At 52.5% G+C, this 24,165-nt stretch carries 31 protein-coding genes, 1 tRNA gene and 1 pseudogene; 13 read left to right on the top strand and 20 right to left on the bottom strand.

Features of this window, described 5'->3' with window-relative positions; all coding sequences use genetic code 11:
* Positions 1-21: 21 nt before the first annotated feature.
* The 3 genes from BS29_RS01565 to BS29_RS01555 are packed head-to-tail and all read left to right on the top strand — an operon-like array spanning position 22 to position 1,544.
* Entirely contained in the window at positions 22-588 is a 567-nt protein-coding gene (locus tag BS29_RS01565) for a DUF2975 domain-containing protein (protein ID WP_229955351.1), read from the top strand.
* Entirely contained in the window at positions 588-797 is a 210-nt protein-coding gene (locus tag BS29_RS01560; protein ID WP_229955349.1) for a helix-turn-helix domain-containing protein, read from the top strand. Before BS29_RS01565 ends, BS29_RS01560 begins: the two co-directional genes overlap by 1 nt.
* Before the next feature lie 33 nt (positions 798-830).
* On the top strand, positions 831-1,544 hold the full coding sequence (locus BS29_RS01555) for a DUF4386 domain-containing protein (RefSeq protein ID WP_229955347.1): 714 nt from the start codon (positions 831-833) through the stop codon (positions 1,542-1,544).
* A gap of 3 nt (positions 1,545-1,547) precedes the next feature.
* On the opposite strand, the gene BS29_RS17505 is transcribed toward BS29_RS01555, so the two are convergent.
* Entirely contained in the window at positions 1,548-2,165 is a 618-nt protein-coding gene (locus tag BS29_RS17505; protein ID WP_326838487.1) for a TetR/AcrR family transcriptional regulator, read from the bottom strand.
* A 53-nt stretch (positions 2,166-2,218) separates the two neighbouring features.
* Here BS29_RS17505 and BS29_RS01540 point away from each other — a divergent pair, with 53 nt between their 5' ends.
* Positions 2,219-2,587: a hypothetical protein gene (locus tag BS29_RS01540; RefSeq protein WP_229955345.1), complete on the top strand. Its 369-nt coding sequence runs from the start codon at positions 2,219-2,221 to the stop codon at positions 2,585-2,587.
* Positions 2,588-2,599: 12 nt separating this feature from the next.
* Positions 2,600-4,042: an 8'-apo-carotenoid 13,14-cleaving dioxygenase gene (locus tag BS29_RS01535; RefSeq protein ID WP_229955343.1), complete on the top strand. Its 1,443-nt coding sequence runs from the start codon at positions 2,600-2,602 to the stop codon at positions 4,040-4,042.
* Positions 4,043-4,045: 3 nt separating this feature from the next.
* On the opposite strand, the gene BS29_RS01530 is transcribed toward BS29_RS01535, so the two are convergent.
* Positions 4,046-4,480, bottom strand: a complete 435-nt coding sequence (locus BS29_RS01530) for a GFA family protein (protein WP_229955341.1) — start codon at positions 4,478-4,480, stop codon at positions 4,046-4,048.
* Between the two features lie 187 nt (positions 4,481-4,667).
* On the opposite strand from BS29_RS01530, the gene BS29_RS01525 reads away from it, so the two are divergent.
* A complete protein-coding gene (locus BS29_RS01525) occupies positions 4,668-5,384 on the top strand; it encodes an SDR family oxidoreductase (RefSeq protein WP_229955339.1) in 717 nt (238 codons plus the stop codon).
* Positions 5,385-5,394: 10 nt separating this feature from the next.
* On the opposite strand, the gene BS29_RS01520 is transcribed toward BS29_RS01525, so the two are convergent.
* The 3 genes from BS29_RS01520 to BS29_RS01510 form a co-directional block, all read right to left on the bottom strand.
* The gene (locus BS29_RS01520) at positions 5,395-6,255 is read right to left on the bottom strand and encodes a fatty acid desaturase (protein ID WP_229955337.1); all 861 of its coding nucleotides are present in this window, start codon (positions 6,253-6,255) and stop codon (positions 5,395-5,397) included.
* Complete coding sequence (locus BS29_RS01515) at positions 6,252-6,446, bottom strand: hypothetical protein (RefSeq protein WP_229955335.1); 195 nt, start codon at positions 6,444-6,446, stop codon at positions 6,252-6,254. Before BS29_RS01515 ends, BS29_RS01520 begins: the two co-directional genes overlap by 4 nt.
* A 94-nt stretch (positions 6,447-6,540) precedes the next feature.
* Positions 6,541-8,949: a putative bifunctional diguanylate cyclase/phosphodiesterase gene (locus BS29_RS01510; RefSeq protein WP_229955334.1), complete on the bottom strand. Its 2,409-nt coding sequence runs from the start codon at positions 8,947-8,949 to the stop codon at positions 6,541-6,543.
* A gap of 275 nt (positions 8,950-9,224) precedes the next feature.
* On the opposite strand from BS29_RS01510, the gene BS29_RS01505 reads away from it, so the two are divergent.
* Genes BS29_RS01505 through BS29_RS01495 form a run of 3 tightly spaced genes read left to right on the top strand, consistent with a single transcriptional unit; the run spans position 9,225 to position 11,258 of the window.
* The gene (locus BS29_RS01505; protein ID WP_229955332.1) at positions 9,225-9,764 is read left to right on the top strand and encodes an acyloxyacyl hydrolase; all 540 of its coding nucleotides are present in this window, start codon (positions 9,225-9,227) and stop codon (positions 9,762-9,764) included.
* A gap of 31 nt (positions 9,765-9,795) precedes the next feature.
* On the top strand, positions 9,796-10,293 hold the full coding sequence (locus tag BS29_RS01500; protein WP_229955330.1) for a MarR family winged helix-turn-helix transcriptional regulator: 498 nt from the start codon (positions 9,796-9,798) through the stop codon (positions 10,291-10,293).
* Positions 10,290-11,258: a S41 family peptidase gene (locus tag BS29_RS01495; protein ID WP_229955328.1), complete on the top strand. Its 969-nt coding sequence runs from the start codon at positions 10,290-10,292 to the stop codon at positions 11,256-11,258. The genes BS29_RS01500 and BS29_RS01495 overlap by 4 nt, the downstream gene beginning before the upstream one ends.
* A gap of 39 nt (positions 11,259-11,297) precedes the next feature.
* Here the strand turns inward: BS29_RS01495 and rplL are convergent, their stop codons facing one another.
* From rplL to BS29_RS01480, 3 genes are all read right to left on the bottom strand, one after another.
* Positions 11,298-11,672, bottom strand: coding sequence for a 50S ribosomal protein L7/L12 (gene rplL, locus BS29_RS01490; RefSeq protein WP_229955326.1), 375 nt, complete (start codon positions 11,670-11,672; stop codon positions 11,298-11,300).
* Positions 11,673-11,795: 123 nt separating this feature from the next.
* Positions 11,796-12,308: a 50S ribosomal protein L10 gene (rplJ, locus tag BS29_RS01485; protein WP_229955324.1), complete on the bottom strand. Its 513-nt coding sequence runs from the start codon at positions 12,306-12,308 to the stop codon at positions 11,796-11,798.
* Positions 12,309-12,660: 352 nt separating this feature from the next.
* Positions 12,661-13,053 (bottom strand): GFA family protein, encoded by a 393-nt coding sequence (locus tag BS29_RS01480; RefSeq protein WP_229955322.1) that lies wholly within the window; start codon positions 13,051-13,053, stop codon positions 12,661-12,663.
* Positions 13,054-13,163: 110 nt separating this feature from the next.
* Here BS29_RS01480 and BS29_RS01475 point away from each other — a divergent pair, with 110 nt between their 5' ends.
* Positions 13,164-13,937, top strand: coding sequence for an outer membrane protein (locus tag BS29_RS01475; RefSeq protein WP_229955320.1), 774 nt, complete (start codon positions 13,164-13,166; stop codon positions 13,935-13,937).
* Between the two features lie 170 nt (positions 13,938-14,107).
* On the opposite strand, the gene rplA is transcribed toward BS29_RS01475, so the two are convergent.
* The 7 genes from rplA to BS29_RS01440 form a co-directional block, all read right to left on the bottom strand.
* On the bottom strand, positions 14,108-14,809 hold the full coding sequence (rplA, locus tag BS29_RS01470; RefSeq protein WP_229955318.1) for a 50S ribosomal protein L1: 702 nt from the start codon (positions 14,807-14,809) through the stop codon (positions 14,108-14,110).
* Positions 14,810-14,812: 3 nt separating this feature from the next.
* Complete coding sequence (gene rplK, locus BS29_RS01465; protein ID WP_229955316.1) at positions 14,813-15,244, bottom strand: 50S ribosomal protein L11; 432 nt, start codon at positions 15,242-15,244, stop codon at positions 14,813-14,815.
* A 178-nt stretch (positions 15,245-15,422) separates the two neighbouring features.
* Positions 15,423-15,956 (bottom strand): transcription termination/antitermination protein NusG, encoded by a 534-nt coding sequence (gene nusG, locus BS29_RS01460; protein ID WP_109354997.1) that lies wholly within the window; start codon positions 15,954-15,956, stop codon positions 15,423-15,425.
* Between the two features lie 38 nt (positions 15,957-15,994).
* The gene (gene secE / locus BS29_RS01455) at positions 15,995-16,198 is read right to left on the bottom strand and encodes a preprotein translocase subunit SecE (RefSeq protein ID WP_207986798.1); all 204 of its coding nucleotides are present in this window, start codon (positions 16,196-16,198) and stop codon (positions 15,995-15,997) included.
* Positions 16,199-16,343: 145 nt separating this feature from the next.
* Positions 16,344-16,919 (bottom strand): DsbA family protein, encoded by a 576-nt coding sequence (locus BS29_RS01450; RefSeq protein ID WP_229955312.1) that lies wholly within the window; start codon positions 16,917-16,919, stop codon positions 16,344-16,346.
* Positions 16,913-17,605, bottom strand: a complete 693-nt coding sequence (locus tag BS29_RS01445) for a DsbA family protein (RefSeq protein ID WP_229955310.1) — start codon at positions 17,603-17,605, stop codon at positions 16,913-16,915. Before BS29_RS01445 ends, BS29_RS01450 begins: the two co-directional genes overlap by 7 nt.
* Before the next feature lie 33 nt (positions 17,606-17,638).
* Complete coding sequence (locus BS29_RS01440) at positions 17,639-18,535, bottom strand: phytanoyl-CoA dioxygenase family protein (protein ID WP_229955308.1); 897 nt, start codon at positions 18,533-18,535, stop codon at positions 17,639-17,641.
* 124 nt (positions 18,536-18,659) lie between these two features.
* Here BS29_RS01440 and BS29_RS01435 point away from each other — a divergent pair, with 124 nt between their 5' ends.
* Positions 18,660-19,268 carry a TetR/AcrR family transcriptional regulator gene (locus BS29_RS01435; protein WP_229955307.1) on the top strand — a complete coding sequence of 203 codons (609 nt, stop codon included), beginning with the start codon at positions 18,660-18,662 and terminating at the stop codon, positions 19,266-19,268.
* 3 nt (positions 19,269-19,271) lie between these two features.
* On the opposite strand, the gene BS29_RS01430 is transcribed toward BS29_RS01435, so the two are convergent.
* Both BS29_RS01430 and BS29_RS01425 read right to left on the bottom strand, forming a co-directional pair.
* Entirely contained in the window at positions 19,272-19,661 is a 390-nt protein-coding gene (locus BS29_RS01430; RefSeq protein WP_229955305.1) for a VOC family protein, read from the bottom strand.
* A 31-nt stretch (positions 19,662-19,692) separates the two neighbouring features.
* Positions 19,693-19,768: transfer RNA gene (locus BS29_RS01425), tRNA-Trp, on the bottom strand.
* Positions 19,769-20,008: 240 nt separating this feature from the next.
* On the opposite strand from BS29_RS01425, the gene BS29_RS01420 reads away from it, so the two are divergent.
* Positions 20,009-20,380: a PilZ domain-containing protein gene (locus BS29_RS01420; RefSeq protein WP_229955303.1), complete on the top strand. Its 372-nt coding sequence runs from the start codon at positions 20,009-20,011 to the stop codon at positions 20,378-20,380.
* 61 nt (positions 20,381-20,441) lie between these two features.
* Positions 20,442-21,005 carry a cupin domain-containing protein gene (locus BS29_RS01415; protein ID WP_229955301.1) on the top strand — a complete coding sequence of 188 codons (564 nt, stop codon included), beginning with the start codon at positions 20,442-20,444 and terminating at the stop codon, positions 21,003-21,005.
* Here BS29_RS01415 and BS29_RS01410 read toward each other — a convergent pair whose 3' ends face one another.
* From BS29_RS01410 to nhaA, 3 genes and pseudogenes are all read right to left on the bottom strand, one after another.
* Entirely contained in the window at positions 21,006-22,268 is a 1,263-nt protein-coding gene (locus BS29_RS01410; RefSeq protein ID WP_229955299.1) for an aromatic ring-hydroxylating oxygenase subunit alpha, read from the bottom strand.
* Between the two features lie 109 nt (positions 22,269-22,377).
* Positions 22,378-22,725 (bottom strand): annotated as a pseudogene (locus BS29_RS01405) (YbaN family protein); the annotation flags it as partial.
* Between the two features lie 66 nt (positions 22,726-22,791).
* On the bottom strand, positions 22,792-23,961 hold the full coding sequence (nhaA, locus tag BS29_RS01400) for a Na+/H+ antiporter NhaA (protein WP_229955297.1): 1,170 nt from the start codon (positions 23,959-23,961) through the stop codon (positions 22,792-22,794).
* Between the last annotated feature and the right edge of the window lie 204 nt (positions 23,962-24,165).

The following is a 24,165-nucleotide window of genomic DNA, read 5'->3' as shown; positions in this document are numbered from 1 at the left end:
CAATAATCACTGGAGACAATCATGACAAATATCGCGGCCAAAGGGGAGGAAGATATCGTACTGAAATCGGCACGCCTGCTGCTCGGCTTTTTTCGCCTGGCGGTGATCTTCGCATCTGTAATTCTGATCCTGTCATTGCCGATCATGGCCATTTTCGGACAAGAGATATTGGCTGAAGTTGGCGAGCAGTTTGTGAACGTGCCACCGACTGCAGTACTTTGGGTATCGGCCGGGTTTGCGTTTGTTCTGTTGCTGATCATGCTGCTGAGCTATTTCACTATTGATCGACTTCGCAAAATCCTGGCTTCCGTCCGTGAGGGCGATCCGTTTAACCGGACCAATGGCGTGCGCCTGCGCGGCATGGGCATTGCCATATTCCTGATCCAGATCCTGTCTGGCGTGCTTGGCGCACTGATCAGCGTGATCATCAGCCTTCTCGGCGAAGTGAAAGAAGGTGAGCAGATGGTCGTGTCGGGCGAATTTGGGCTCTCGCTTACCGGCATATTGCTGGTGCTGTTGCTGATCATACTCGCCCGGGTCTTTGACCGCGGCGCAGATATGCGAGACGAGCTGGATGGGACCATCTGATGGCCGTCCAGGTCAAGCTCGACGATCTGCTGCACGACCAGCGCATGACGTTGACCGAGCTGGCGGAACGGGTAGGTATCACCATTGCCAATCTGTCGATCCTGAAAACCGGCAAGGCCAAGGCGATCCGGTTCAGCACGTTGGAAGCGATCTGCCGGGAACTCAAATGTCAGCCCGGCGACATATTGCATTATGACGACGGCAGTTGACATTGGTGTATTATTTAAGCAATACACATAGACATGACAGCTTCGATCAATCTTTCACAAGTCGGCCCTCAGACATTAGCGCGCGTTGTGGGTGGGACACTGCTGGCTACCATCCTCGTTGGGATGGCCACCGCGCTAACAGTGGCGGATGGCATTGACATCAACCTGTCGGCAGATGTTGCTGCAACCGCACAGAATATGCTGGAAGCCGAAACACAATTGCGTGCCAAATCCTATATCGCACTCTTGATGTTTGGTCTGGAGGCCGCAATTGGTATTGGCCTATTTCTGCTTTTGCGTCCAACTGGTCAACTGCTCGCGGGATGGAGTTTTGTCGTCAGCATCGCGGCAGCCATTCTGACCTTGTCGGGTGCTGTGTTTAACATGAATGCGGCGGAACTGGCAGGCGACATCGCGTATGCGCAAATGGCCAGTGAATCGCAGCGACTATTGTTAACCGGCTTGCAGGCAACGTCAGATTATACTTCCTTCCACCTCGCCCTGATTTTATCGAGCGTGTCTAAAGCGGGCTTTTTCTTTCTCTTTTTGAAATCCGGCCTGATACCGAGATTGATCGCTGGCTGGGGCCTTTTTGCCTCTTTGTTTGTTTCAACGGCCATTATTCTGCGCGACTTTATTCTGATAGTCGGACATAGCACCGTAACGGTTAGCTTCATGGCATCAAATCTTGTCGCTTTAGTCGCGACCGCCCTTTATCTGGCCATTAAAGGCGTTCGATCTGCTTAGGACCTATTGCAACCCAAAGTCCGCCAGCGTTACGACTTTGCGGATCATCTCAGCATCATATTCCACCTGACCATCGAGGATCAGCATTGCCAAGCCATGGACTAATGACCAGGCATGAAGTGTCGCCGTCGCCCGCTGTTCAGGCGTAATATCTTCTGGCATCGTCGCCGCTATGCCCGCACGAAGTTGATAGAAAGCTTCACCCATCTTGGTTGGGTTGCCTCCTGCGAGATCCACTTTGCCGACGCGGTCATAGATAAGGCGTACCAAAGCCGGATGCTCAACAGCCCAGCGTACATAGGTGACACCCATCTCGCCAAAGCCCTCCCGGCCACCGCCAACGGATTGGGCTGCCTGAGCCTGATGCGCGCCCAGCCGATTCAATCCTTCGAGAGCCAGCGCATCCAGCAGCGCATCCTTATTGGGAAAATGACGATATAGCGCCGTTGCCGAGACACCCAGGTCCCGGGCCAGTGCGCGCAGACCGAGATCGGGGTGATCCTGTTCATCAATCTTTTTCATCCCGGCAGCAATTGCAGCGGCGCGCAAATCTCCATGGTGATAGCCGCCCGATTCCCGGACGCCCGATTTGATGTTGACACTGTTAGCATTTGCATTCATGTTAACAGCATAAACATAGTGAGTCGGTTTGCCAAGGGAAGGATCAAGCGACCATGCTGGCTTATGCAATCATTACTGCCCTGCTCGGCATCATTGTCGCGATCGCGCATTCCGTGCTCAGCGAGCGCGTTTTGCTGGCTCCGCTTTACCGTGATCATGGTAACGGATTTCTCGCGGACCGCCCCAAACGGGATATTATCCGGGCGGTATTTCATATACCCTCTATCGCATGGGCTGCGCTGGCACTGGCGGTATTGGTCAACCGGCTGCAGGATGGCGGCGATCTTTTGCCACTGACGGCGGCGTTCATTTTCGCATTGTCGGGAATTGGCAATCTCGCGGCGCTGCGGCGTCCTCATGTCGGCGGTCTTATATTGCTGGCCATGGCTGCCGCTACACTCGCCGACATAAGATTTAACTGAAGGAGCAATATTATGGCCTCTGTCATCGAAAATACCATCCGTTCAGCCGTGACTCCGGTCATGGGCGCGGTCGCAAATTTCAATCGCAAGCGGATGAAAGCACCGGAAGGTGGTCATCCTTATCTGACCGGTATTCACAAACCGATGACGGAAGAAGTCACCTTGGCCGAATTGCAGGTCGATGGCGAAATCCCGACCCAGCTTGACGGTCGCTATCTGCGCATTGGCCCCAACCCGGTCAGTGCGCCGGATGAAGCCAGCTACCATTGGTTCGTCGGCGACGGCATGGCCCACGGTATTCGCATCACAGAAGGCAAAGCCGAATGGTATCGCAACCGGTGGATCCGCTCCAACGCTGTGAGCGACGGACTTGGTGAAGAACGCAAACCCGGCACCCGCAAACCACGGACCGATACCGCCAATACCAATATTGTAGAAATTGGCGGCCGGACTTTTGCGATTGTCGAAGCCGGCGGCTTTCCGGTTGAGCTGACCGACGAGCTGGAAACGGTGGCGCACAATCCTTTTGACGGCACTTTGCACAATGCCTTTTCCGCGCATCCGCATCTCGATCCCAAAACCGGAGAGATGCATGCAATCTGTTATGATGCACCGGTCATGGATACGGTCTGGCACGTGGTGCTTGGACCAGATGGCAAGGTGAAGCGGGAAGAACCCATTCCTGTAAAACAGGGCCCATCCATCCATGATTGCCAGATTACCGAAAATCATGTGCTGGTCTTTGATCTGCCTGCGACATTCTCGATGAAGCGGATGCTGGCTGGCTATGCGTTCCCCTATGACTGGAACCCCGAGCATAAGGCACGCGTAGGCCTGTGCCCTCGCAATGGGTCTGGCGCAGATACTATCTGGTGCGATGTTGAGCCCTGCTATGTCTATCACCCGGCCAATGCATTTGAATCGGAAGACGGCAAGGTCATCGTTGATGTGGTGGTGCATGAAAGCACCTATGCGCGCACCACCTTTGGTCCCGGCGGCGAGTGGTCACGGCTGGAACGCTGGACCATTGACCCAGTGAGCAAAAAGGTTGACCGCAAGATCCTCAACGACCGCGCGCAGGAATTCCCGCGCTATGATGAGCGGCTGACGACCAGCGATTATCGTTATATATACAGCATCGCCCTGGCCGGGGAACCGGATCAGCTCGACATGGCTGGCAACGAGCTGTTCAAGCATGATCTCCAAACCGGCGAAACGGCGGTTCGTCATTTCGGTGAGAACCGTCATCCGGGCGAATTTGTCTTTGTGCCCCTTTCACCTGATGCTGACGAAGATGATGGCTGGCTTATCGGTCTCGTGATCGACATGAACAATGAGACAACCGAGCTGCAGATCCTGAAAGCCAATGACTTTACCGGTGAGCCGCAAGCGGTCATCCACGTCCCGCATCGGATCCCGCCGGGCTTTCATGGCAATTGGGTCAGCGCGGTTTAGGATTCAGTCTTTATCGACTCTGGCAGAACCTAATCCTTCGGAAAATTGCGGCGCTTCATCAGCTATCTCTTCCCAGTCCGCTTTGGAGCCGACAAAAATATGCGCCGCATAGCCGCGATGGCCTGGATCGTTATCGAGCAAACCTGCCGGGACGAAGAATAGTTTACTTTTCTGCCCATCCAGTGGAAGCGGGCTGCCGCATATTTTGCAAAATACCGAATGCCATCCTTTTCCATCGGGCACGAAGTAAGTGGAAATCAGATCCTCACCGCTCTCCCAGGAAAAATTATCGTAGGTTGCATGGAAGACCGCATTGCCATTTGTGCCCGACACTTTGCGACATTTGGAACAGTGGCATTGTCCAATCGGCCCGGGCGGCCCGCTGATCGCAAAAGACACGCCGCCACAGAGACAGCTTCCGGTCAACGCCTTGGTCATGATCTGATATCACTCCTTTTCAAAATCGACATGGAAAGCCTATCATTTCGAATAGACGATAAGAACCCGCCATTTTCGAAAAAGTGGTCTCCTATACGGCTGAAGCTCTCTACCTAGCAAAAACGTCGATTGCCCGTTGACCTCCCGTAATTGACACTCGTTTTCAAGCAGCGGTCAGGAGATGGATATGAGAACAGTTATTGTTACAGGCGCTTCGAGCGGCATCGGCGAAGCCACTGCCCGCAAATTGGTGCAGTCCGGATATAATGTCATGCTCGCCGCTCGGCGGACAGATCGGTTGCAAGCCATTGTCGAGGAACTAGGAGAGCAAGCCGCCTTCCACGCCACAGATGTCAGCAGCAGGGAAGATCAGGAAGCACTGACCGCCGCGACGACAGAACGCTTCGGTCAGGTGGACGCGCTGGTCAGCAATGCCGGGATCATGCCAGTGTCGCTTATGGAAAAAGGCGATGTAGAGAACTGGGACCGGATGATCGACGTCAATCTCCGTGGTGTTCTATATGGCATCAACGCCGTACTTCCGCAGATGGTCGAGCGCAACGACGGGCATATCATCATCATTTCTTCGATCGCCGCGCTGGAAACCTTCCCTTCCAGCGCTGTCTATTCCGCCACCAAATCGGGCGTGCGGTCAATGAGCGATACATTGCGCAAGGAAATGACCGCCCATGGCGTGCGCGTCACGACCATCTTCCCCGGCGGCGTGAAGACAGAGCTAGGCACTAGCATCAAGGATCAATCGGTCCTCGAGATGATGGGCGGCGTGTTCAATTTCGAATTTCTCGAACCGGAAAACCTGGCCGATAGTGTTGCTTATGTGTTGGACCAACCGCCGTCTGTTTGTGTCGGCGAGTTAATGATCCGCCCGACCGGTCAGGCTTGATCCAAACCGTCTAGATCCCCTCCAGCCGGCAACCGCGCTGTTCTAATATATGCCGCATTTCGCGATAGGCACGCGGCGTGTCGGTTAGCGGAATATACGGATGGAGATGATGTACAATATGATATTGCATTCCCATGGAACCAATATTGCCCCAGCTGCTTTTAAACGCACGGGTGTCGCGGTAACGCCCTGCTTTGTCGGCCGGATGATGCGGTGCCCAGCTAAGGAAAAACTGAATATAGGTCAGTCCGATTTGCCGGGGCAGCCACCACAGCAAAGCCGCTTCTATGGCATAGCCAGACCAGGCAAGCCCGATCAATATCGCAAAATGGGCGATCTGATAAACTGCGCCATCGACCAGAACGTCAGGACGACCGATATCCTGCAGAACATCACCATATTTGTTGAAGCCGCCACCGGCACCCGGTTGGCGGTTCTGAATTGATTTCCATATGGCGTGCCACGGGCCGGTCGCGCTGCTGCTATAATCAGGGTCCAGATCAGCATCGTTGGCGTGCAGATGATGCTGAATATGGGTCAGCTTTGCGACGCGATAGGGCAACACCAGCGGAATGGTCGAAACATGTCCGACCAGTTCGTTAAGCCAACGCCATCTGGTTCCTTTGCGGCCGATAATGTCATGCTGCGCTTCGTGTGAAGGCAGGTAGCAGAGCATCACATTGAACGTCGCAATGATGAAGGCCAGCCAAAGCGGCATGACATCCAGAAAGACCAGCGGCCAAAGCGATAGCCAGACCAGCAAATTGCCCAAGCCCCATGCCACCGCTTCCCATGGCAGGCGGTTGGCATATTTGCGAGCAATTGCCAGTTCCTTTTGGCGCAAGTCTTTTTCAGCAAGGGTAGCGCTCATATCCAGCGCCCCTTGATTTGTGCGAAAACGCCCCATGCGCCGCCGATGATTAATCCCAATGTCAGTGGTGCCAATCCCAGCGGCGCCTGCCAGCCCAGCATTTGCATGATCTGAGCCAGCAATGGGCCCAGAAAGCCGATACCGAAAATCAGCGGCATGAAATGAAGGATATTTTTCAGAACAAACTGCACGGCACCGTCCTTGTCAGAGGCAAATAGTACCGCAGCATCGCCGAAGAATCAAATATTTACAATATTGTCAGTAGTGAAACGAGAAGCGCTATGATCAACCCGTCTTTCTGCGCCGGATTTTCTTCGGTACCTTAATCCGCTTTGGAGCAGCCGTTTGCTCACCAATTTCAGTCAGTTTCATTTCGGATGTGGCACTGTCTGCCACACGACCTTCTACATGGACCGCCGGCACCGCTTTGCTGAACAAATATCCTTGTACTTGCATGCAGCCCTCTTCCTTGAGCTGGCTTAACTGGTCACTACGCTCAACGCCTTCAGCAGTTGTGACCATACCCAAGCTGGAAGCCAATCCTGTCACGGCCCGAATAATTGCCCGGCAATCTTCTCGGCTGTCGACCTCGTCAACAAAACAACGGTCAATCTTGATCTTGTCAAACGGGAAGCTGCGCAGATAGTTAAGCGAACTATAGCCAGTACCGAAATCATCCAGTGCGATGCGCACGCCCAGCGAACGGATTTTGTGCAGCAATTCGACGTTGGACTGATTGTCGTTCATCAATACAGATTCTGTAATTTCCAACTCCAGACGATGCGGCGCAACGCCCGTTGCCGCCAGCGCGTTAATGATCGTTGGCACCAGGTTTGGACTGCGCATCTGTGTCGGTGACAGGTTGACCGCAACACTGAGATGCTCTGGCCATTTCGCGACTTCATGCAAGGCGGACCGAACAACCCATTCACCAAGTGGAACAATAAGGCCTGTATCTTCTGCCACCGGAATAAACACGTCCGGCATAATCATGCCCTTTTTGCTGTGATTCCAGCGTAGCAGGGCTTCATATCCAATCGTCTCATTGGAATCGATGTTGACGAGCGGCTGATAATAAAGCTCCAGCTCGTTACGTTTCAACGCCGCACGCAAGTCCATTTCTATATTGCGCCGGTCCTGCACGGCTTCATGCATGGATCGTTCAAACATTGAGGCGCAGCCTCGCCCATTTTCCTTGGCGTGATAGAGAGCAATGTCGGCATGTTTGATCAGTTCTTCGCCGTCTTTGCCGCAATCCGGGGCCAGCGCGATACCAATGGAAACGCCAGTGGTAACCGGTTGCCCTTCGACCATCACCGGCTCTGAAAGCTTCTCGATAATATTGGCAGCAACCCGCATGACTTCTTCACGCGAATCGACATTACGCAACGATACCGCAAATTCATCGCCGCCCAGACGCGCGACCACGTCTTCAATCCCGATATTTTTCTCCAGGCGATTGGCGACTGCTTTCAGCACCAGATCTCCCGCACCATGCCCCAATGTGTCATTAATCGCCTTGAAATGATCAAGGTCGAGATAGAGCACGGCCAGGTTCTGATCATTCTTCATCCGTGCGATCGAACGCTGCAGCGACTGATTAAATAGTGCGCGGTTGGGAAGATCAGTCAGACTGTCGAAATGAGCAAGATGCGCAACCCGCGCCTCTGCTTTTTTCGCGCTGGTAATGTCAGCCGCCACGCCGCGTATATGCTGGCTCTCGCCATCAGCTGTCTTGATCCGCCGACCGGAAAGCTTCCACCAACATTCCTGGCCGTGAATTTTGATCGGCACATGAATATCACGAAACGCCTTACCCGAAGCGAGAGACTGGGCAAGCTGATTGCGCTCGGTCGAATCTTCAAACAGATCGATTAACGGCAAATTGCGTAAATCTCTGATTTCCATGTCTACTGCTGTCGCAAAACGCGCCGACGGATTGACGATCAAAAGATCAGCATCGACTTCCCACAACCAATCCGAGCTTTGTTCAGCATAGTCGTGCAGCAAAAGCCGGACGGTTTCGGCCGCATCCTTTTGCTTGGCAGCATGAAGGTGGCGTTGCACGAAGTTGAAGAAGAACATCCGGTAAATATAATCAATGCAGATCGCAAAAAAGACCAGCAATATGGCGGTGCTGATGCCGCCAAGGCCATCAGCAGCAATGAATGCGCCAGCATAGCAAATTGTGGTGATCGAAAGATTATAAGTCTGTGCGCGCGGTACACTGCCAAAAACAAAACCGCCGACAACCAGTCCACCCATAGCAAGAATAGCTATGTCAAGGCTATAGGGAACCTGACCAAAGGCAACCGGGATTGCCAGAACGCAGGAAAAACCGATGCTGCTGATTATGCTTTCAACACGAATGTCTTTCAGGATAGATTCCCAATCCGCGGTGTCAATATCAAGCTTGGCCTGCCTGCGGAAGTTGCGAACACTGACAAAAGCAGAAATAGAAATATAGAAACAGGCCGTTGCGATAAAGCCGACATTGGCATGCGTGAACAGCAAAACGAGGGCATAGATGGTCAGCGGCAGTGCTATCAACGCACCGATGCGCGATATCTGTCCGAAAGACTTGAGCTGTTCACGTGCGACGAGTTCTGTGGTTTCTTGATCAGCGTTGATCTTGAAATTCCACACCTTCCTCTGCATCTCCAGCAGTCGCTGCAGTGTAATCGTCTCTCCCATTTGCGTCCCGTTTACTCAGTTTTACACTCTCTGCCGGGAACCTAGTTCAGGAGGGTTGGGATAAAGTTAACAAGAAAATCATGCTCCGAATGGATATTCGGCATGCAGAGCCTCGCGGCGATCGGAACAAGCGTGGAGGCGTTAATATCTATCAATCCTGCTGGCCCAATAAGAGACTGAGCATCTGGGCTGCTTCCCTAAACGTTTAACCAAATCTATAGCCATTCCTATCAGATCGGAATCGGGCGATCACGCGGCGACGGGAGGCCGCATCTATGAAAAGTTACTATATTTTGGTTTTGGCGGCCGTGGCTTGGTTCGCAGCAGAGCAGCCAGTGGCGGCACAAGAGATATTTGTTGGTGTTGCTGCCCATGAGGTCGACACACCCCTATCCTTCAAGACAGATGAGGAAGGCGTCGATTTTCAGGCTGGCTATCGCGGCAAACGGATAGAAGCACTATCCGCAATCGGTGCACCGTCGCCCTATATTTTTGCATCAATCAACAGCGCAGGTGATACCAGCCTGGTCGCCGCTGGACTGAGCTGGAAAATCGGAAGCAAGTTTTATCTTCGTCCTGGCATCGGTCTGGCCATTCATGATGGCCCATCACAACGTTTTGCTCGCGATGGCACACAAACCCAATTGGGGTCGCGCGTTCTGTTTGAACCGGAATTGGCCATTGGAGTGCAGCTCTCTGAACGCATAGATCTTGAAGCCAGCTGGGTTCATGTCAGCCATGCGCAGATATTTAACGGCAATCAAAATCCGGGTCTCGATATTATTGGCGCACGGTTGGTCATCAAACTGCCTTGACATTCAAAAATATATGTAACAACTTACATATATGACGCATGACTATCTGCGGGACGCTGGAATAAAAACACTTGGTACTCGTATCAGACGCCTGTTCGAGCGCCTAAACAGCAATGTAACCGAGGTTTACCGCCACGAAATTGGTTTTGAGCAACGCTGGTTTGCGCTTGGTATGCTGCTCCATGATCGCGGCCCAATGAACAGCCGTGATGCAACAAAGATGCTCGGCCAAAGTCATGTCGCCATGGTTCAGGTGGTGCGCGCGATGGAAGAGGCCGGTTATTTGGAACGCAAGGCCGACCCAAAGGATGCGCGCAGCAAAATATTACATCTTACCGCCGCAGGCTCTGAAAAATTGGAACAGGTTTCATCTATATCGCAGATCGTTGACCAAGCCGCAGCAACATTGCTGGCTGAAGCGGCTCCTGATTTTATGAAACAGCTTGATGCCATCGATGATGCCCTGGATCGGTCAAATTTCGCAGAGCGGATTCAAACAGTTTTTACCGAGGAAAGGCAGCACTCATGATATTAGCGATACTATTATCGACGCAGCCAGTACCAGCAGACTGCAACGATGAACGTCAGGCCGTTACAGAAATGGCTGCTGCTATCGACCAGAAATATGTACTTGCAGATGTCGCGAAACGATCTTCGGCCATTGTCATGCACCAATTGAGCCAGGGAAAATTCTACCAGCATTGCAGCAACAGCAAGGCCTTCGCCAAGCACATGACGGAGCAATTGCGCGCCATCTTAAACGATGGCCATGTCTTCGTCGAATATGCGCCCGATTCCTCAGCCGCAGGAGATGATGACTGGTTAGAAAAATGGCGAGAAGGCGCACCGACCAGAGGCTTTGGTGTAAGGCGCCTGGAGCGGATGAAAGACAATATTGCCTATCTTCATCTCACTGACTTTTTTGAGCTTGCAACTGCGAGGAACGCAATTGCGGCTGCGTTCGAACTGGTGAGCGGCAGTGATGGCATGATCCTAGATTTGCGCCAGAATCCAGGCGGATCACCGGAAACCGAATGGCCGGTTCAATGGACCTTCATGGCCCCGGGATCAGCAATCCCGCTCCACCGCGAAACACGGCAGGGCAAAAAGCCTGATCTCAAGGAACCGTCCCTGCAATGGCCTCGATATGGGACCGAGAGGCCGCTTGCCATCATCGTTGACAAAAGTACATTTTCTGCTCCGGAGGCGGTTGCTTATTCGCTGCAGGCGCAAGGGCGCGCGGTTGTTTTTGGTTCTCCAAGTGGAGGGGGTGCACATATGTTGGGGGATGCGGTTCCCGTAACCGGTGGTTGGCGCATAGCTGTCCCAGAAACGCGGCCCTTTAGCCCGCATACCGGCGGCAACTGGGAAGGAACTGGAGTCATTCCTGATTTTGAAATCTCAAAACAAAAAGCCGTCGACGCTGCTCAAAAATGGGTTGCTAGCAAGCTGAAATCAAAAAGGGCGGCTTCCAAGTCGGAAACCGCCCCTTGATGCTTTTAACAAGCCAGATGGCTTGTTTCGGTGAACCTATTACTTGAGTTCAACCGTACCGCCAGCTGCTTCGATCTTGGATTTGATCTCTTCAGCTTCTGCTTTGGCAACGCCTTCTTTGATTGGCTTCGGTGCGCCCTCAACCAGAGCTTTCGCGTCGGTCAGACCCAAAGAGGTGATCGCACGTACTTCCTTAATCACCTGGATTTTCTTGCCGCCGTCGCCGGTCAGAATGACGTCAAATTCGTCTTTCTCTTCTGCAGCCGCTTCGCCGCCACCAGCAGCTGGGCCAGCAACTGCTACAGCAGCCGCAGCAGATACGCCCCACTCTTCTTCAAGAGCTTTGGACAGTTCAGCCGCTTCCATAACGGTCAGTTTCGACAGTTCTTCAACCAATTTAGCAATATCAGCCATTTTCAATATACTCCAAATTCTAAATTTCCATCTCGTCATCCTGAACTTGTTTCAGGATCTCTTGAGACAATTGCCGCGCCATTAGATCCTGAACCAAATTCAGGATGACGAAGCGTTGGTTAGTTATTCACCCGCAGCGGCATAAGCGCCGACTACGCGTGCAAGGGCTCCTGCTGGTTCCTTGACAACCCGTGCGATTTTCGTTTGTGGCGCAACAAGCAGACCAACAATCGTACCGCGAAGTTCATCAAGAGAAGGCATGGAAGCCAGGGACTTAACGCCTGCTTCGTCCAGAAGGGTGTCACCCATTGCGCCGCCAACGATTTCAAGCTTGTCGTTAGACTTTGCAAATTCGACTGCGATTTTCGCAGCCGCCACCGGATCATCCGATGTGGCAAGAGCGACTGGGCCGGACAGCATATCTGCTATCGGAGCATAGTCGGTTCCTTCCAGAGCGCGTTTGGCAAGGCGGTTTTTTGAGACTTTGAAGCCTGCACCAGCTTCACGCATTTTTCCGCGGAGTTCCGTGGACTCAGCCACAGTAAGACCCAGATTGCGTGTAACCACAACAACCCCGGCTTCCTTGAAAGTCGCGTTTAGCGCAGTAACGGCTTCGGTCTTTTGACCACGATCCATATTTTGCTCCTTCACGAGGATTGCGTTTTGAGGCGCAATCCGCTTTCTTCAAAAACGCCAATCCGGTGCGAACCGGAATGACGAGCGAAAGAACCAACCGAAGTCAGTTCTGTATAATCCGAAGGGGGGTTTTGGTTGCTTGGTCGCGTTAGAAAACGCTGACTGCTAACCCGTGAGTTTCCTCACGAAAAAACTGATCCCCGTCTAGGCTGGAAATTAAGAGAGGCAGATTCCTCTCACCGGCTGTCTCGGACGGAAATTACGATTCTTTATCGGAACCGCAATTTGTGAAAGCGCATTAGCGGGAATGGCCCGGATGTCAAGCGCTTTGGGAAGCAATTGGGTCGCGAGACTATTGATCCTTCTGCAACACGCCATCTTCAATATTGTAATAATCACCTTTATCGGCCACGAAAATATGACTCCACAGACTGGTTTCCGTGGCACCGTCAAATAAACCCATCGCCACCGCGATCTTGTCATGATGGATCGGATCCCAAAATAGCGTCGATCCGCATATTCGACAAAACCCGCGCCGTACTTTTTCGGAGGATGGGTACCAACATATGTTATCTTCACCCTCAATCGTCAGCGCGCTTTCCGGTATATCGGTGGACGCGAAATAATGGCCTGATTGTTTGCGACATTGCGAACAATGGCAGGCATCTGGTTGGGGCAGTTCGCCAGCGATAGAGATTTGCACTGCACCGCAGAGGCAAGAGCCTTCATGTGTCTTATTCTGCATGTCCTCTCCTTTATTTTTACCTTGTGTAACCGGATGCCGTTTCACTCCGAAAGGCTCTCTGTCCCTCAACTAAAATGGTGCGCGTGATTGCACCGAGAAAGATAATATACATGAATTATAACAAGATGCTTCGCAACTCTGTCGCTCTTACCGGTTTGGCTGGCTGTTTCCTTTTTTCGTTTCAGGCCCACGCCCAATCTGAGAATGACAGAGAAGAAGGATTTTATCTGTCTGCATCTGCCGCAGCAGAATTTTTGAATGACAGCGATTTTGTCGGTATCCAAAACCCTGCTGCCGGAGTACCAGGTGTTGCCGGCGCTCCTGCTGATGTGAACGTGGAGTATGACACTGGTTTCGCCTTAAGAGGTGCAGTTGGCTATCAATTCAAAAACGGCCTCATCTCTTTTCTGAAGCCCCGCGTGGAAGTGGAAGTCAGCTACGCGGAAGCAGATGTGGATGGCGGCGCATTTAACGGCGGCAATCAGACATTTGGTGGCAGCATAAACCGTTTCACAGCAACGGCTGCGCTCTACAATGACATTGTCTGGTCACCCAACCAAAAGGTCATCCCCTATTTAGGTAGCGGCATTGGCATTGGCGTAGTGGATGCGGATATCAATTATTTCCCGAATAATGGCGTCGCGACCGCCCCGACTTTTGAAGTGGACGGAAACCCCACCGGCCTGGTGACGTTCAACGCAATCGGCGCAACCGTAAAGGCCAGCAAACGCTTCGATATCTTCGCGGAAGGGCGCTATACCAAAGTCTATCGCCGTGACTTTACGCGCCGCTTTGTGGCCGACGGCAGCAATGGCTTCAATGCCAATCTGCGTGATGACACAGAATCTTTCGGTGTCGGTCTTGGTGTTCGCGCCAAATTCTAATCTTGCTGCCCTCCCGATGGAGGGTGCCAATAAAAAAGGCCGGGAGCGATCCCGGCCTTTTTCCTAATTTTCTAACACTCGTCATGCTGAACTTGTTTCAGCATCTCACCTGGTTGGAGCAAAACTCCAGAGACCCTGAAACAAGTTCAGGATGACGAAAATGAGTCGGTTTAAGCGCCTTCAATCTCGCTGAGATCGATTTTCAGGCCAGGACCCATGGTCGAGCTCAGACCGATTTTCTTGACATATTTGCCTTTCGCACCGGTTGGCTTGGCTTTGACAACCGCGTTCACCAGAGCATCGAAATTCTTGCGCAGATCTGCTTCCTTGAAGCTCGCTTTGCCGATGCCGTTATGGATGATACCCGCTTTTTCAACGCGATATTCGATCTGGCCGCCCTTGGCGTCCTTGACCGCTTGCGCGACGTTCGGGGTTACCGTGCCGAGTTTCGGGTTGGGCATCAAGCCTTTAGGACCAAGAACCTTACCGAGACGGCCAACGACGCCCATCATATCCGGGGTTGCGATGACACGGTCGAAGTTCAGGTCACCACCTTGCATGGTTTCCATCAGATCTTCTGCACCAACAACATCTGCGCCAGCTTCTTTCGCTTCGTCTGCTTTTGCATCCTTGGCGAAAACGGCAACGCGGCTGTCTTTACCGGTGCCGGCAGGAAGGGAAATCACGCCGCGAACCATCTGGTCAGCGTGACGCGGATCGACACCAAGGTTGATTGCGATGTCCAGCGTTTCATCAAATTTTGAAGAAGAAGCGAGGTCTTTCAGCGTCTTGATGGCTTCATCAATGCTGTACAGTTTCTCGCGGTCGACTTTCTCGTTGATCGCTTTTGCTTTTTTAGAGAGTTTGGCCATGTCTTATCCCTCCACCACTTCGATGCCCATGGAGCGGGCGCTGCCGGCGATGATCTTGATCGCCTGATCAATGTCATTGGCATTGAGATCAGCCATTTTCGCTTCGGCAATTTCTTTCAGCTGTGACGTTTTGATCGTACCAGCGACCTCCTTGCCAGGCTCCTGAGAACCTTTTTTCAGCTTGGTCAATTTCTTGATCATATAGCTGGCAGGCGGTGTCTTGGTTTCAAAGGTGAAGCTGCGATCCGCATAGACCGTGATCTTGGTCGGGATCGGTGCGCCTTTTTCCATTTTGTCTGTAGCCGCGTTAAACGCCTTACAGAATTCCATGATGTTAACGCCGCGCTGACCCAATGCTGGGCCGATTGGCGGGGATGGATTTGCAATACCGGCAGGTACTTGCAAATTGATGTAGCCATCAATTTTTTTAGCCATTTGGCTGTCCTTTCATTCTATCGGGCTCCGCATGATTGCTTTGCCCTCAAATTAAGCGGTCAAACAGATGATCCGAAAATCATCCTCCCGCGTTGGTGTCCTGGCGGCAAAGCCGCCGGGGGTAATCCAGTGGCTCAAAGCCGCTGGGGTTCTATCCGGTGGCAAGCCACCAAATCTCCTACTTCGCGACTTCAACCTGTTCAAAATCAAGTTCGACAGGGGTCGCGCGGCCAAAGATCGATACGGATACTTTGACTCGGTTTTTCTCGAAATCCAGTTCTTCGACAATACCGTTGAAGCTCGCAAACGGACCATCCAGCACCTTGATCTGGTCGCCAATTTCGTAGTTGACGGTGATCCGCTGTTTCGGCGCGTTGGCGGCTTCCTCTTTGGTGTTGAGGATGCGTGCTGCCTCGGCTTCGCTAATCGCCTGCGGCTTGGTGGTACCCAGGAAACCGGTGACTTTCGGCTGATCCTTGACCAAGTGATAGACATCATCGGTCATCTGCAGTTTCGCGAGCACATAGCCGGGGAAGAATTTCCGCTCCGACTGGACTTTCTTGCCGCGGCGGACTTCGGTCACGGTTTCGGTCGGGACTTCAATTTCCTCAACCAACTGGGTCAGACCCAGACGCTTGGCATCCGCCTCAATGGCTTCTTTGACCTTATGCTCAAAGCCTGAATAAGCGTGAATGATATACCAGCGTGCCATCTATAAATAACCTGTTCTAAATTACGTTTCGCGAGGGTTTAACCGCCCTTGGCGAGATTAAGGAGCCAACCAACGACACCGTTGAAAACCGAATCGATGGCGAGGAAAAACAGCGCCAAAATCGTGGTCATAATCAACACCATGATCGCGGTGCGGACCGTGTCTGGCCATGTCGGCCATACAACCTTGCTGTTTTCGGCGCGGACTTGCCGCATAAATTCGCCGGGATTGACTTTCGCCATGGTTCGATTCCTAAATTTCTATTTCCCCAAACCCGGCATAAACTCCGGGTGTCAGTCTGTCGACTGGGATCGGATATATGCATGATTTCGGAAAGCACCAGCCCTTTAGCCGGTGATTCCCGATTCCGCAAGAAAAGAGTGGGATTTAGTCGCCCTGCTCTGCCGCGATAAGCGACCGTATCCACGGCAGATGTTCGCGGCCCAGAAAAAGCTGGTCCGCTATCAGATAAGAGGGTGCCTCAAAAATTCCCGATTCTTCGGCTTTGGATCGAATGGAGGCCATTTCTGCTTTTGCTTTTTGCCAGTCGGGCCGGTCTATACCGACTGATCGTAGCAGTATTTCAACCACAGCTTCATCGGCCAAGTCCGCCTGCTTGCTCCAGTATGCCGCAAAGGCGGCACGGATGAACGGCACAGGATCACCTTCTATCACGGCCAATGCTGCCAACGCGGCATCCGACCCGGCTGGCGTATCGGCAAAATGCATGTTCCGCCCTTGCACCGCCGCATAGTGCAGGTGAACATCTCGCTGGGCCGCCGCACGGACGCGGCGATGACGCTCACCAACCGTTTCCTCATCCTGCTCCACCGGAACAGAAAAAGGTCGCACCGAGAATGGGCGCCAATCAATGGTGATTTCGGATTCCTGCGCCAATTCCAATGTCGGCTCAAGCGCCAGATAGGACGCCGCCGATTTGAAATCGATATAGAGGATCAGCATGGTTGTGCCTTATGATCATCAATCTCATAGGCAATATCCGGCGCAGGCCCTTCCCGCCCCTGCAAATGCCAGCGCACATAAGGCAGATGTTCGCGGCCAAACAGGATGGTGCCGTCAATCACATAAGTTGGCACACCATATATGCCGCTGGGGTGCAGCTGTGGCTGAAGCTTGTCATGTTCTGCGCGACCTTCGCCTAGCGCAAATTCTGCAAACCCGCTCGAATCGATTCCGGCCTTTTGCAAACAGGCCTCAACTACCGCCATATCTTCAATATCGAGCTCTCGTCGCCAGAACGGCGGATAGACCGCTTCGAAATAATCGCCGAGCCGGTCCCTTGCCGTCTGCATGACCCACAAAATCCCGATATTGGGAATGGATGAATCCCAGATCTTCTCAGTGCCTTTGAGCATCAACCCTTGCCGCTCGGCATAGCGGCGCGCATCGCGATAGGCATATTTGACCCAACTCCACTGGCTGGTGCTGCGTGTACTCTCGACGACCTTCCCCTCTTTCTTGCGCGCCGAGCCGAGATAGCTTGGGATATCGAGTGTCAGTGGCCGCCAGTCAAAACGCATCCCGAGCGACTTCTCCAGTGCCAGCGTTGGCCGGATCGCGGCAAAGGCATAGGGGCTCTTGATGTCGACATAGACGATCAGCGGCGCGTCACTTTCGAGCGCGTTCAAATCTGCGCCTCTAGCACGGCGGTTGTGATATGGTCACTTGGCATGTTGGTGGGACTGTAACAGCTTCGCTGGATGCATGCCATCGACATAACCCATGAAGGGCAGGTGGATGTTATAGCCGAGTAATTCCTGCACACGCTTTGGCATTTTGGCCACTTTCTCGGGCGCAACGGCGAGCAATTGCTGCTCCAGCGGACGGCACCAGCCTTTGCAAAATTGCGGCGTGACAATCAGACGAGGCGCATCGGAATCATTGCCGCCGCCACGGTGCCACAGGGTACCCTTGGCGATCATCAATGATCCGGCGGGCATGATCGCTTTAATGGCTTGCACATGATTACCCGTGCTTTTGCCATCGCCATCAATCCGCCCGGTCACAAAATCATCGGCATTATTCGCACCATCAGGCTGTTCCTCGCCCCATTTGTGGCTGCCCGGAATAATTTCGGTGGCTCCGTTATCTTCCGTCATGTCGGTGATCGACCAGAATGTTGACATGGAAAGCGGTTCGCGCGGACGGGCAAGGCCGCAATGACTGTCATCGAAATGCCATGGCTGCGGGGTTTCACCCGGATGCAGATTGATCGCCAGGCTAGCGTAAAGCAAAACACTCGCGCCCAATTCCCGCTCAGCAAAAGCCAGTTGCAAGGGATGGGAGATCAGGTCGCCAAAAACAGGATCCTTGTCGAGCATGGCATAGATTCGGTTGGACTGTGATCCCTCGAAATTATTGCGACCGCGAATGTCCGCATCAATCCATGGTTTGAGCGCCGCCCGCTGTGTCTCCAGCTCCTCAGGCGTCAGCACATTTTCAAAGATGACATAGCCTTCTTCCTGAAACTGATCCCACGCGTCCTCGAAGCTGCGTCCGTTCAGATAGGGTGTCAGATCTACGTTGTTGGTTTCGATCGTGCCCGCAACATTCATCATGGCCTCCTTAGCGAATCAATCTCACCTTAGCAGATAATGAATTTTTGAATTGAATTCAATTCAAAAACGACATAGATCAAATTGTAATTGTTGGACGATTAGATCGATGAAGGATCGCGAGCACATGTCAGACCAGGCAAAAACCATTGAAAAACCGGATCACAAGGTGATGCGCGCCGCCAAGATATTGGCGGCTGCCGAAGCCATTTTGCGCGAAGGCGAAGGTGATCTGGAAATGAGTCAGGTGGCGGAAAAGGCCGATGTTTCCGTCGGCCTTGCCTATCATTATTTCGGTTCAAAATCAGGCATGCTCGGGGCGATTATCGATGCTTTCTATGATCGTTATAATGCCGTTGTGAACCAGTATATCGATCCCGATATAAATTGGGGCGTGCGGGAAAAAGCCCGGCTGATGGCAGCAGTAGAATTTCTCTACAACGACCCCATGGCCCCAATCATCCTTGGCAAGATGGCGCATACCAACCAGGTCGCAGCTGTCGAATCCACACGCCATGAGGAAATGATCGAAATGGCAACGCGGAATATCGGTTCCGGTGTCAAGCGCGGCGATATCGGCCAGCATATCGATCCGGCTATTGCGGGCGCGGCCATCACGGGTGCCATGCGCGGCGGCATCATGCATGCCATGGGGATGAAACCCCGGCCCGATCCAGCCATATTAACGCATCAGATTTGGGGTATGATTGCGGGTGCTCTGGATATTGAGCGTTAACCTTTAGTGACGCTCAATCAGGTCCCATTTGTTGCCGAATGGATCGCGAAAGACGACCACTTTGCCATAGCTTTCGACTCGAGGCTCTTCGAGAATATCAATACCGGCCCGTTCCATCAGCGCGAAATCCGTATCGAAATCGTAAGTTTCGAGGAAAAGAAATACCCGGCCACCAGCTTGCTCACCAATAACTTCTTCTTGCGCTTCATTGCTCGCCTTGGCCAATAACAGCCGTGTTTCCGTGCTGCCGGGAGGCGCCACCAAGACCCAGCGCTTGTCTTCGGAAAGCTGTGTATCTTCAATGAGATCGAAGCCCAACAGACCGACATAAAAGGCAATGGCCTGATCATAATCCGGCACAATCAACGAGATAGCGGAAATAAACTGCGTCATATGCTCTGACTGCCATATTTTGGAGAAAAAGTGGCAGGGGCGCACGGGATCGAACCGTGGGCCTTCGGTTTTGGAGACCGACGCTCTACCATCTGAGCTACACCCCTACGCAGGCTGATTGATCCAGTCTGAATCAACCGATGGCCGCGCATTAGCGTTATGTGCGGCCAAGAGCAAGCGCCATTCTACACCTTCACAAACAAGCTGTTCCGGTTCACCGAAATCGGAAACATAGTTAATTTTGACCGAATCCCTGTTTACCTAGCGAAAAAAGAGGTGGTTTACTTGGCTATGAGAAAAGCAGCCTGTCGGTGCATACCCAAGCATCGGCAGTGAAGGAGTCTCCTATGACAGATATACAAACTCAAAATTCGGAAGTTTCGCCCGACTTAGCCTCCTATGCTTTTGCGGCGGAAGAAGATCGTTGTGCGCCACGGCACAAGGTCGCCATTCCCGCGAAAATGCGCTTTTCCGGGTCAAGCAGCTTTGCGACAGAGGTCAGCAATATTTCTTTGGCAGGCTTTGCTTGCGATGCCTTGCTGCAAGCCCATCCCGGGACGAGATGCTGGTTAACCTTGCCTGGTCTGGCACCGTTGGAAGCGGAAGTGATTCATCGCAATAATATCGGGCTTGGCTGTGCACTCAAAGACATGCTCAATCCTGCTGTTCTGGATCGTTTCATTGCCAGCTACCCACCTCGCGCCACGATTCCGGTCTAAACCGTTCCCACGGCACGCCTGTAATGCTATATTCTGTCTCTAAAATGGTCCGGAGAGAGATATGGCAGATGCCTCCCCCACGAAAACAGGCATTAAAACAGGCGTAAAACCCGAGCCGCTGAAAGTCCTGCGCATCTTCCGCAAAGAAGAGGCGCAGGACTTTGGCGATGCCGGGCATATGTCTTATGTTGATGATGCTCCGGTCATTCTCGATGGTCTAACCAAGATGGGCGAAGCGGGGGTAGCCGATGGTTATAAAGGCACCTGCCTGTTCAGCGGCTTTGGCTTCTCCCTTCATCATTTCTGGTTCAAGCCCGGCTATCCGCTGCCGCTTCATAGCCATGATAGCGACTGCCTCTATTATGTTATTGCCGGTGACATTCGGATGGGAACCGAAGAAATGGGCCCAGGCGATGGGTTCTTCCTGCCAGCAGAGACGCCTTATACATACACGATAGGTGAAAAAGGAGTCGAGATCCTAGAATTCAGAACGGCAGAGGAATTCAACATCCAGTTCAAGGGTCAAACCGAGGCTTATTGGGAAAAAATGCTGGAGAAGCTGCGCAATGAGAGACCAAAGTGGCAAGAAGCCCTGCCGCCAAGCAGGGATTTTCGCAACGCTTAACTATTCAGCCGCCTCGAGCTGGGGCGTAAATATCGCGTCCAGCTGCGCATCATCAGCCTTGATCAGCTTGTCGACCCACTGGTGAAAGGCTTGCCCACCGCCTTCATTGCGGCCAAACCAGACCTTGTCGAGCATCCCGGATTGCAAGGCTTCATGTTGGCGCTTTCCGGTCTTGTAATCTTCTTCAGCCACGACAGTTTCCAAAAACGCAAATTGATCATGGGCGCCCTGCCGCACTTCATCGTCTGTTGGCTCATGCTCCATGACGTAAAATTGCGTGGTAAAGCTTTCACCGACATTCCTGCCCGGGAAGAGCTGCGATATCATCGCCCCGCGACCGCCACCGCCGTAAAAGCTGGCAATCGAGATATGCGGGAAGATTGTCCATACACCCTGTAGCAACGCGTCAATCGGCCAGTCTTTTTCATCCATCTGCGTAAGGTCGACCTGTTCATCGCTGCCTGTTTTTTGGACGAATTTCGATGGCGAAGAGAGGCGCTGATGTGGACCCCAGGCGAAATAATTGGCCCGATTAAAGAAATCGGCACCAAAAGTATCTTTGTGCAGCACCGGCAAATGATAAAAATCCAGATAACCGTCATAAGCGGTTTTCCAGTTGGGGCCTGGAATTGTACGCTGCTCAAACAGATGCCAAGTCTTGAACCCGAAATGCTCGAGCAGTTCATCATAGCCGCATAGGTAAGACGCGATATCAAGCGTGCTTTCCGGATCAAGTGTTGCCCAGATCAAACCGGCGCGCTCCAGCGTCGGGAATTTTTTCAGACAAAAAGCCGCCTTGTCGACCGCACCAAAATCCTTTGGCGAGGCGACGGCCAGCAGGTCTCCGTTATTTTTAAACGTCCAGCCATGATAGCCGCAGGTGAAACGAGAGGCCTTGCCACTGCCTTGCGCCACCGGATTGCCGCGATGTGTGCAGCTATTCAAAAATGCTTGTGCTGTGCCGTCTTTTTGGCGGGTTACGAGAACCGGAATGCCAGCAATTTCCATGGCCTTATATGACCCGGGTTCCGCCAACTCACAGGAAGGCGCGACCATTAAAGGCAGGCGTTTAAAAATACGCTCTTTTTCCTGCTCAAACCGATCTTCATCCGTATAATCCGAAGCAGGCACGGCCATGACATCGTCGACCAACTCCATCGTATCCGCTTCGCCATGTTTGACCAGCGACCGGGTCATTTCGATTAGTTTTTGCCGTGACATGTTGCTCTCCTCCTGACGATCCGCATCGCGTGCGAGGGCCATCGCCTATTCGCTGATCTTTTATCATTATCCAGCGACGGCAAAACTATTCTTTATGCTGAGGCCCCTCTTCCACTGACTGTTCGGTCACGATTTCAGGGACAGGATCAGGTTCGTTGCGGGTCCATATCCAGGTGCCGCAAATCACCGCCGCTGCAATGGGAATAAGATTCCACGGTAATTTCAAGAATATAAGCGCGATGACAATGCTTACTGCAAAAGCCAGAATCGCAGCCCGCTTTCCACGCTTGGTAATCGCACGGCGATCGCGCCAGTTGCGAATATGGTCACCAAATACGTGATGATCGAGCAACCATGCCTCCAATCGCGGACTGCTGCGCGCAAAACAAAAGGCTGCGAGAATGACAAACGGCACCGTCGGCAAAAGAGGCAGAATGACACCTATGCTGCCCAGCGCCAATGCGGTGAAGCCCGCTGCGAGATAAAGGTGCCGTGTCATGAACAAAGCGGTATCATAAATGTATTGCCGTCGGGCAATCTAATTTAGCTTATGCCTACAATACTTTTATTGTGCAGGCCGAGCAAAGCGCAATATCATATATCCGAGCAGGCCAGAGATTAGCGACCCGCTGATCACACCAAGTTTCACTGTCTCAATCTGCGCGGGATCTACAAAAGCCAGATTACCGATAAACAGGCTCATCGTAAAACCTATGCCGGTGAGACAGGCCAGCCCGTAAAGCTGTAACCAGGAAACACCCATGGGACGTTTTATCATGCCAATTTTGGCAGCAACAAACATGAAGCCGAAAACGCCAACCTGCTTTCCAATGACCAGACCAGCAGCAATACCCAGCGCAAGGGGAGCAAACAGGTCACTAATTTGCAATCCCGCCAGCGAAACACCAGCATTGGCAAAAGCGAAAATGGGTAACACCATGAACGCAGTCCAAGGATGTAATATGTGTTCCAGGTGCTTGAGCGGGGAAGTGCCGTCTTTGCTATTGAGCGGAATAGAAAGCGCTGCAATCACCCCGGCCAAGGTAGCATGAACCCCCGATTTCAAAACACATATCCATAAGAATGTGCCGACGAGAATATATGGCGCTACCCGCACAACCCCGAGGCGGTTCATCAGTATCAATATCACGATTCCTACTGCAGATAGCATTAGTGAAAAGCTTGAGACCTCAGCGGTATAGAATAACGCTATGATGATGATGGCGCCAATGTCGTCAATAATCGCGATAGCAAGCAGAAGCACTTTGAGCGACAATGGCGCATGTTTGCCGAGTAGGGCCAACACGCCCAGAGCAAAAGCGATATCGGTTGCAGCTGGGATTGCCCAGCCGCTGATATTGGACGCAATGTTCCAGTTGAAATATAAGAATACGGCTGCCGGAACAGCCATCCCACCAACTGCGGCAATGGCTGGCAAGGCGGCTTTATTCAGGCTCGACAACTCACCTTCCAAAATCTCTCTTTTGACCTCAAGACCAACCAGAAAGAAGAAAATCGCCATAAGGCCATCATTGATCCAAAGCGACAAGGGTTTGGCAATTTCCAACGCGCCAAATTGCGCCACCACAGGAATATTTAAAAAGGCCAGATAATAGGGACTGAAGGCGCTGTTGACCGCAATCATCGCGAGCAAAGCAGCGACAAACAATACGATGCCAGCACTGGTTTCGCGAGCCACAAATTCCATTAGCGCCGTGCGCATTTTTCCGGCCATATCTAAGCTTTCTGAAGGGAAATCATAAGGGGGGAGAGGACTGGTCTAATCATGAAAAATGAAAACCCGGTGACAAAAAAATGGGGCAGCAGCGGAAAGAGGGAAAGCTGCCACCCCAGGTCGGGGGTAAGGGATTATCGTCTAGGTCATTCGATGTTCGGGAGTTAACCGAACTCAGGGAATTTTATTCTGTAATTCAAATGT

The organism is Parasphingorhabdus litoris DSM 22379 (assembly GCF_020906275.1).
Lineage (GTDB): Bacteria > Pseudomonadota > Alphaproteobacteria > Sphingomonadales > Sphingomonadaceae > Parasphingorhabdus > Parasphingorhabdus litoris.
This window is presented reverse-complemented; position numbering and strand designations above follow the sequence as displayed.

Bases quoted from the DNA above. Each gene is read 5' to 3' on its own strand.
- BS29_RS01565 (WP_229955351.1), top strand. From the start codon at position 22: ATGACAAATATCGCGGCCAAAGGGGAGGAAGATATCGTACTGAAATCG.
- BS29_RS01560 (WP_229955349.1), top strand. From the start codon at position 588: ATGGCCGTCCAGGTCAAGCTCGACGATCTGCTGCACGACCAGCGCATG.
- BS29_RS01555 (WP_229955347.1), top strand. From the start codon at position 831: ATGACAGCTTCGATCAATCTTTCACAAGTCGGCCCTCAGACATTAGCG.
- BS29_RS17505 (WP_326838487.1), bottom strand. From the start codon at position 2,165: ATGAATGCAAATGCTAACAGTGTCAACATCAAATCGGGCGTCCGGGAA.
- BS29_RS01540 (WP_229955345.1), top strand. From the start codon at position 2,219: ATGCTGGCTTATGCAATCATTACTGCCCTGCTCGGCATCATTGTCGCG.
- BS29_RS01535 (WP_229955343.1), top strand. From the start codon at position 2,600: ATGGCCTCTGTCATCGAAAATACCATCCGTTCAGCCGTGACTCCGGTC.
- BS29_RS01530 (WP_229955341.1), bottom strand. From the start codon at position 4,480: ATGACCAAGGCGTTGACCGGAAGCTGTCTCTGTGGCGGCGTGTCTTTT.
- BS29_RS01525 (WP_229955339.1), top strand. From the start codon at position 4,668: ATGAGAACAGTTATTGTTACAGGCGCTTCGAGCGGCATCGGCGAAGCC.
- BS29_RS01520 (WP_229955337.1), bottom strand. From the start codon at position 6,255: ATGAGCGCTACCCTTGCTGAAAAAGACTTGCGCCAAAAGGAACTGGCA.
- BS29_RS01510 (WP_229955334.1), bottom strand. From the start codon at position 8,949: ATGGGAGAGACGATTACACTGCAGCGACTGCTGGAGATGCAGAGGAAG.
- BS29_RS01505 (WP_229955332.1), top strand. From the start codon at position 9,225: ATGAAAAGTTACTATATTTTGGTTTTGGCGGCCGTGGCTTGGTTCGCA.
- BS29_RS01500 (WP_229955330.1), top strand. From the start codon at position 9,796: ATGACGCATGACTATCTGCGGGACGCTGGAATAAAAACACTTGGTACT.
- BS29_RS01495 (WP_229955328.1), top strand. From the start codon at position 10,290: ATGATATTAGCGATACTATTATCGACGCAGCCAGTACCAGCAGACTGC.
- rplL (WP_229955326.1), bottom strand. From the start codon at position 11,672: ATGGCTGATATTGCTAAATTGGTTGAAGAACTGTCGAAACTGACCGTT.
- rplJ (WP_229955324.1), bottom strand. From the start codon at position 12,308: ATGGATCGTGGTCAAAAGACCGAAGCCGTTACTGCGCTAAACGCGACT.
- BS29_RS01480 (WP_229955322.1), bottom strand. From the start codon at position 13,053: ATGCAGAATAAGACACATGAAGGCTCTTGCCTCTGCGGTGCAGTGCAA.
- BS29_RS01475 (WP_229955320.1), top strand. From the start codon at position 13,164: ATGAATTATAACAAGATGCTTCGCAACTCTGTCGCTCTTACCGGTTTG.
- rplA (WP_229955318.1), bottom strand. From the start codon at position 14,809: ATGGCCAAACTCTCTAAAAAAGCAAAAGCGATCAACGAGAAAGTCGAC.
- rplK (WP_229955316.1), bottom strand. From the start codon at position 15,244: ATGGCTAAAAAAATTGATGGCTACATCAATTTGCAAGTACCTGCCGGT.
- nusG (WP_109354997.1), bottom strand. From the start codon at position 15,956: ATGGCACGCTGGTATATCATTCACGCTTATTCAGGCTTTGAGCATAAG.
- secE (WP_207986798.1), bottom strand. From the start codon at position 16,198: ATGGCGAAAGTCAATCCCGGCGAATTTATGCGGCAAGTCCGCGCCGAA.
- BS29_RS01450 (WP_229955312.1), bottom strand. From the start codon at position 16,919: ATGCTGATCCTCTATATCGATTTCAAATCGGCGGCGTCCTATCTGGCG.
- BS29_RS01440 (WP_229955308.1), bottom strand. From the start codon at position 18,535: ATGATGAATGTTGCGGGCACGATCGAAACCAACAACGTAGATCTGACA.
- BS29_RS01435 (WP_229955307.1), top strand. From the start codon at position 18,660: ATGTCAGACCAGGCAAAAACCATTGAAAAACCGGATCACAAGGTGATG.
- BS29_RS01430 (WP_229955305.1), bottom strand. From the start codon at position 19,661: ATGACGCAGTTTATTTCCGCTATCTCGTTGATTGTGCCGGATTATGAT.
- BS29_RS01420 (WP_229955303.1), top strand. From the start codon at position 20,009: ATGACAGATATACAAACTCAAAATTCGGAAGTTTCGCCCGACTTAGCC.
- BS29_RS01415 (WP_229955301.1), top strand. From the start codon at position 20,442: ATGGCAGATGCCTCCCCCACGAAAACAGGCATTAAAACAGGCGTAAAA.
- BS29_RS01410 (WP_229955299.1), bottom strand. From the start codon at position 22,268: ATGGCCCTCGCACGCGATGCGGATCGTCAGGAGGAGAGCAACATGTCA.
- nhaA (WP_229955297.1), bottom strand. From the start codon at position 23,961: ATGGCCGGAAAAATGCGCACGGCGCTAATGGAATTTGTGGCTCGCGAA.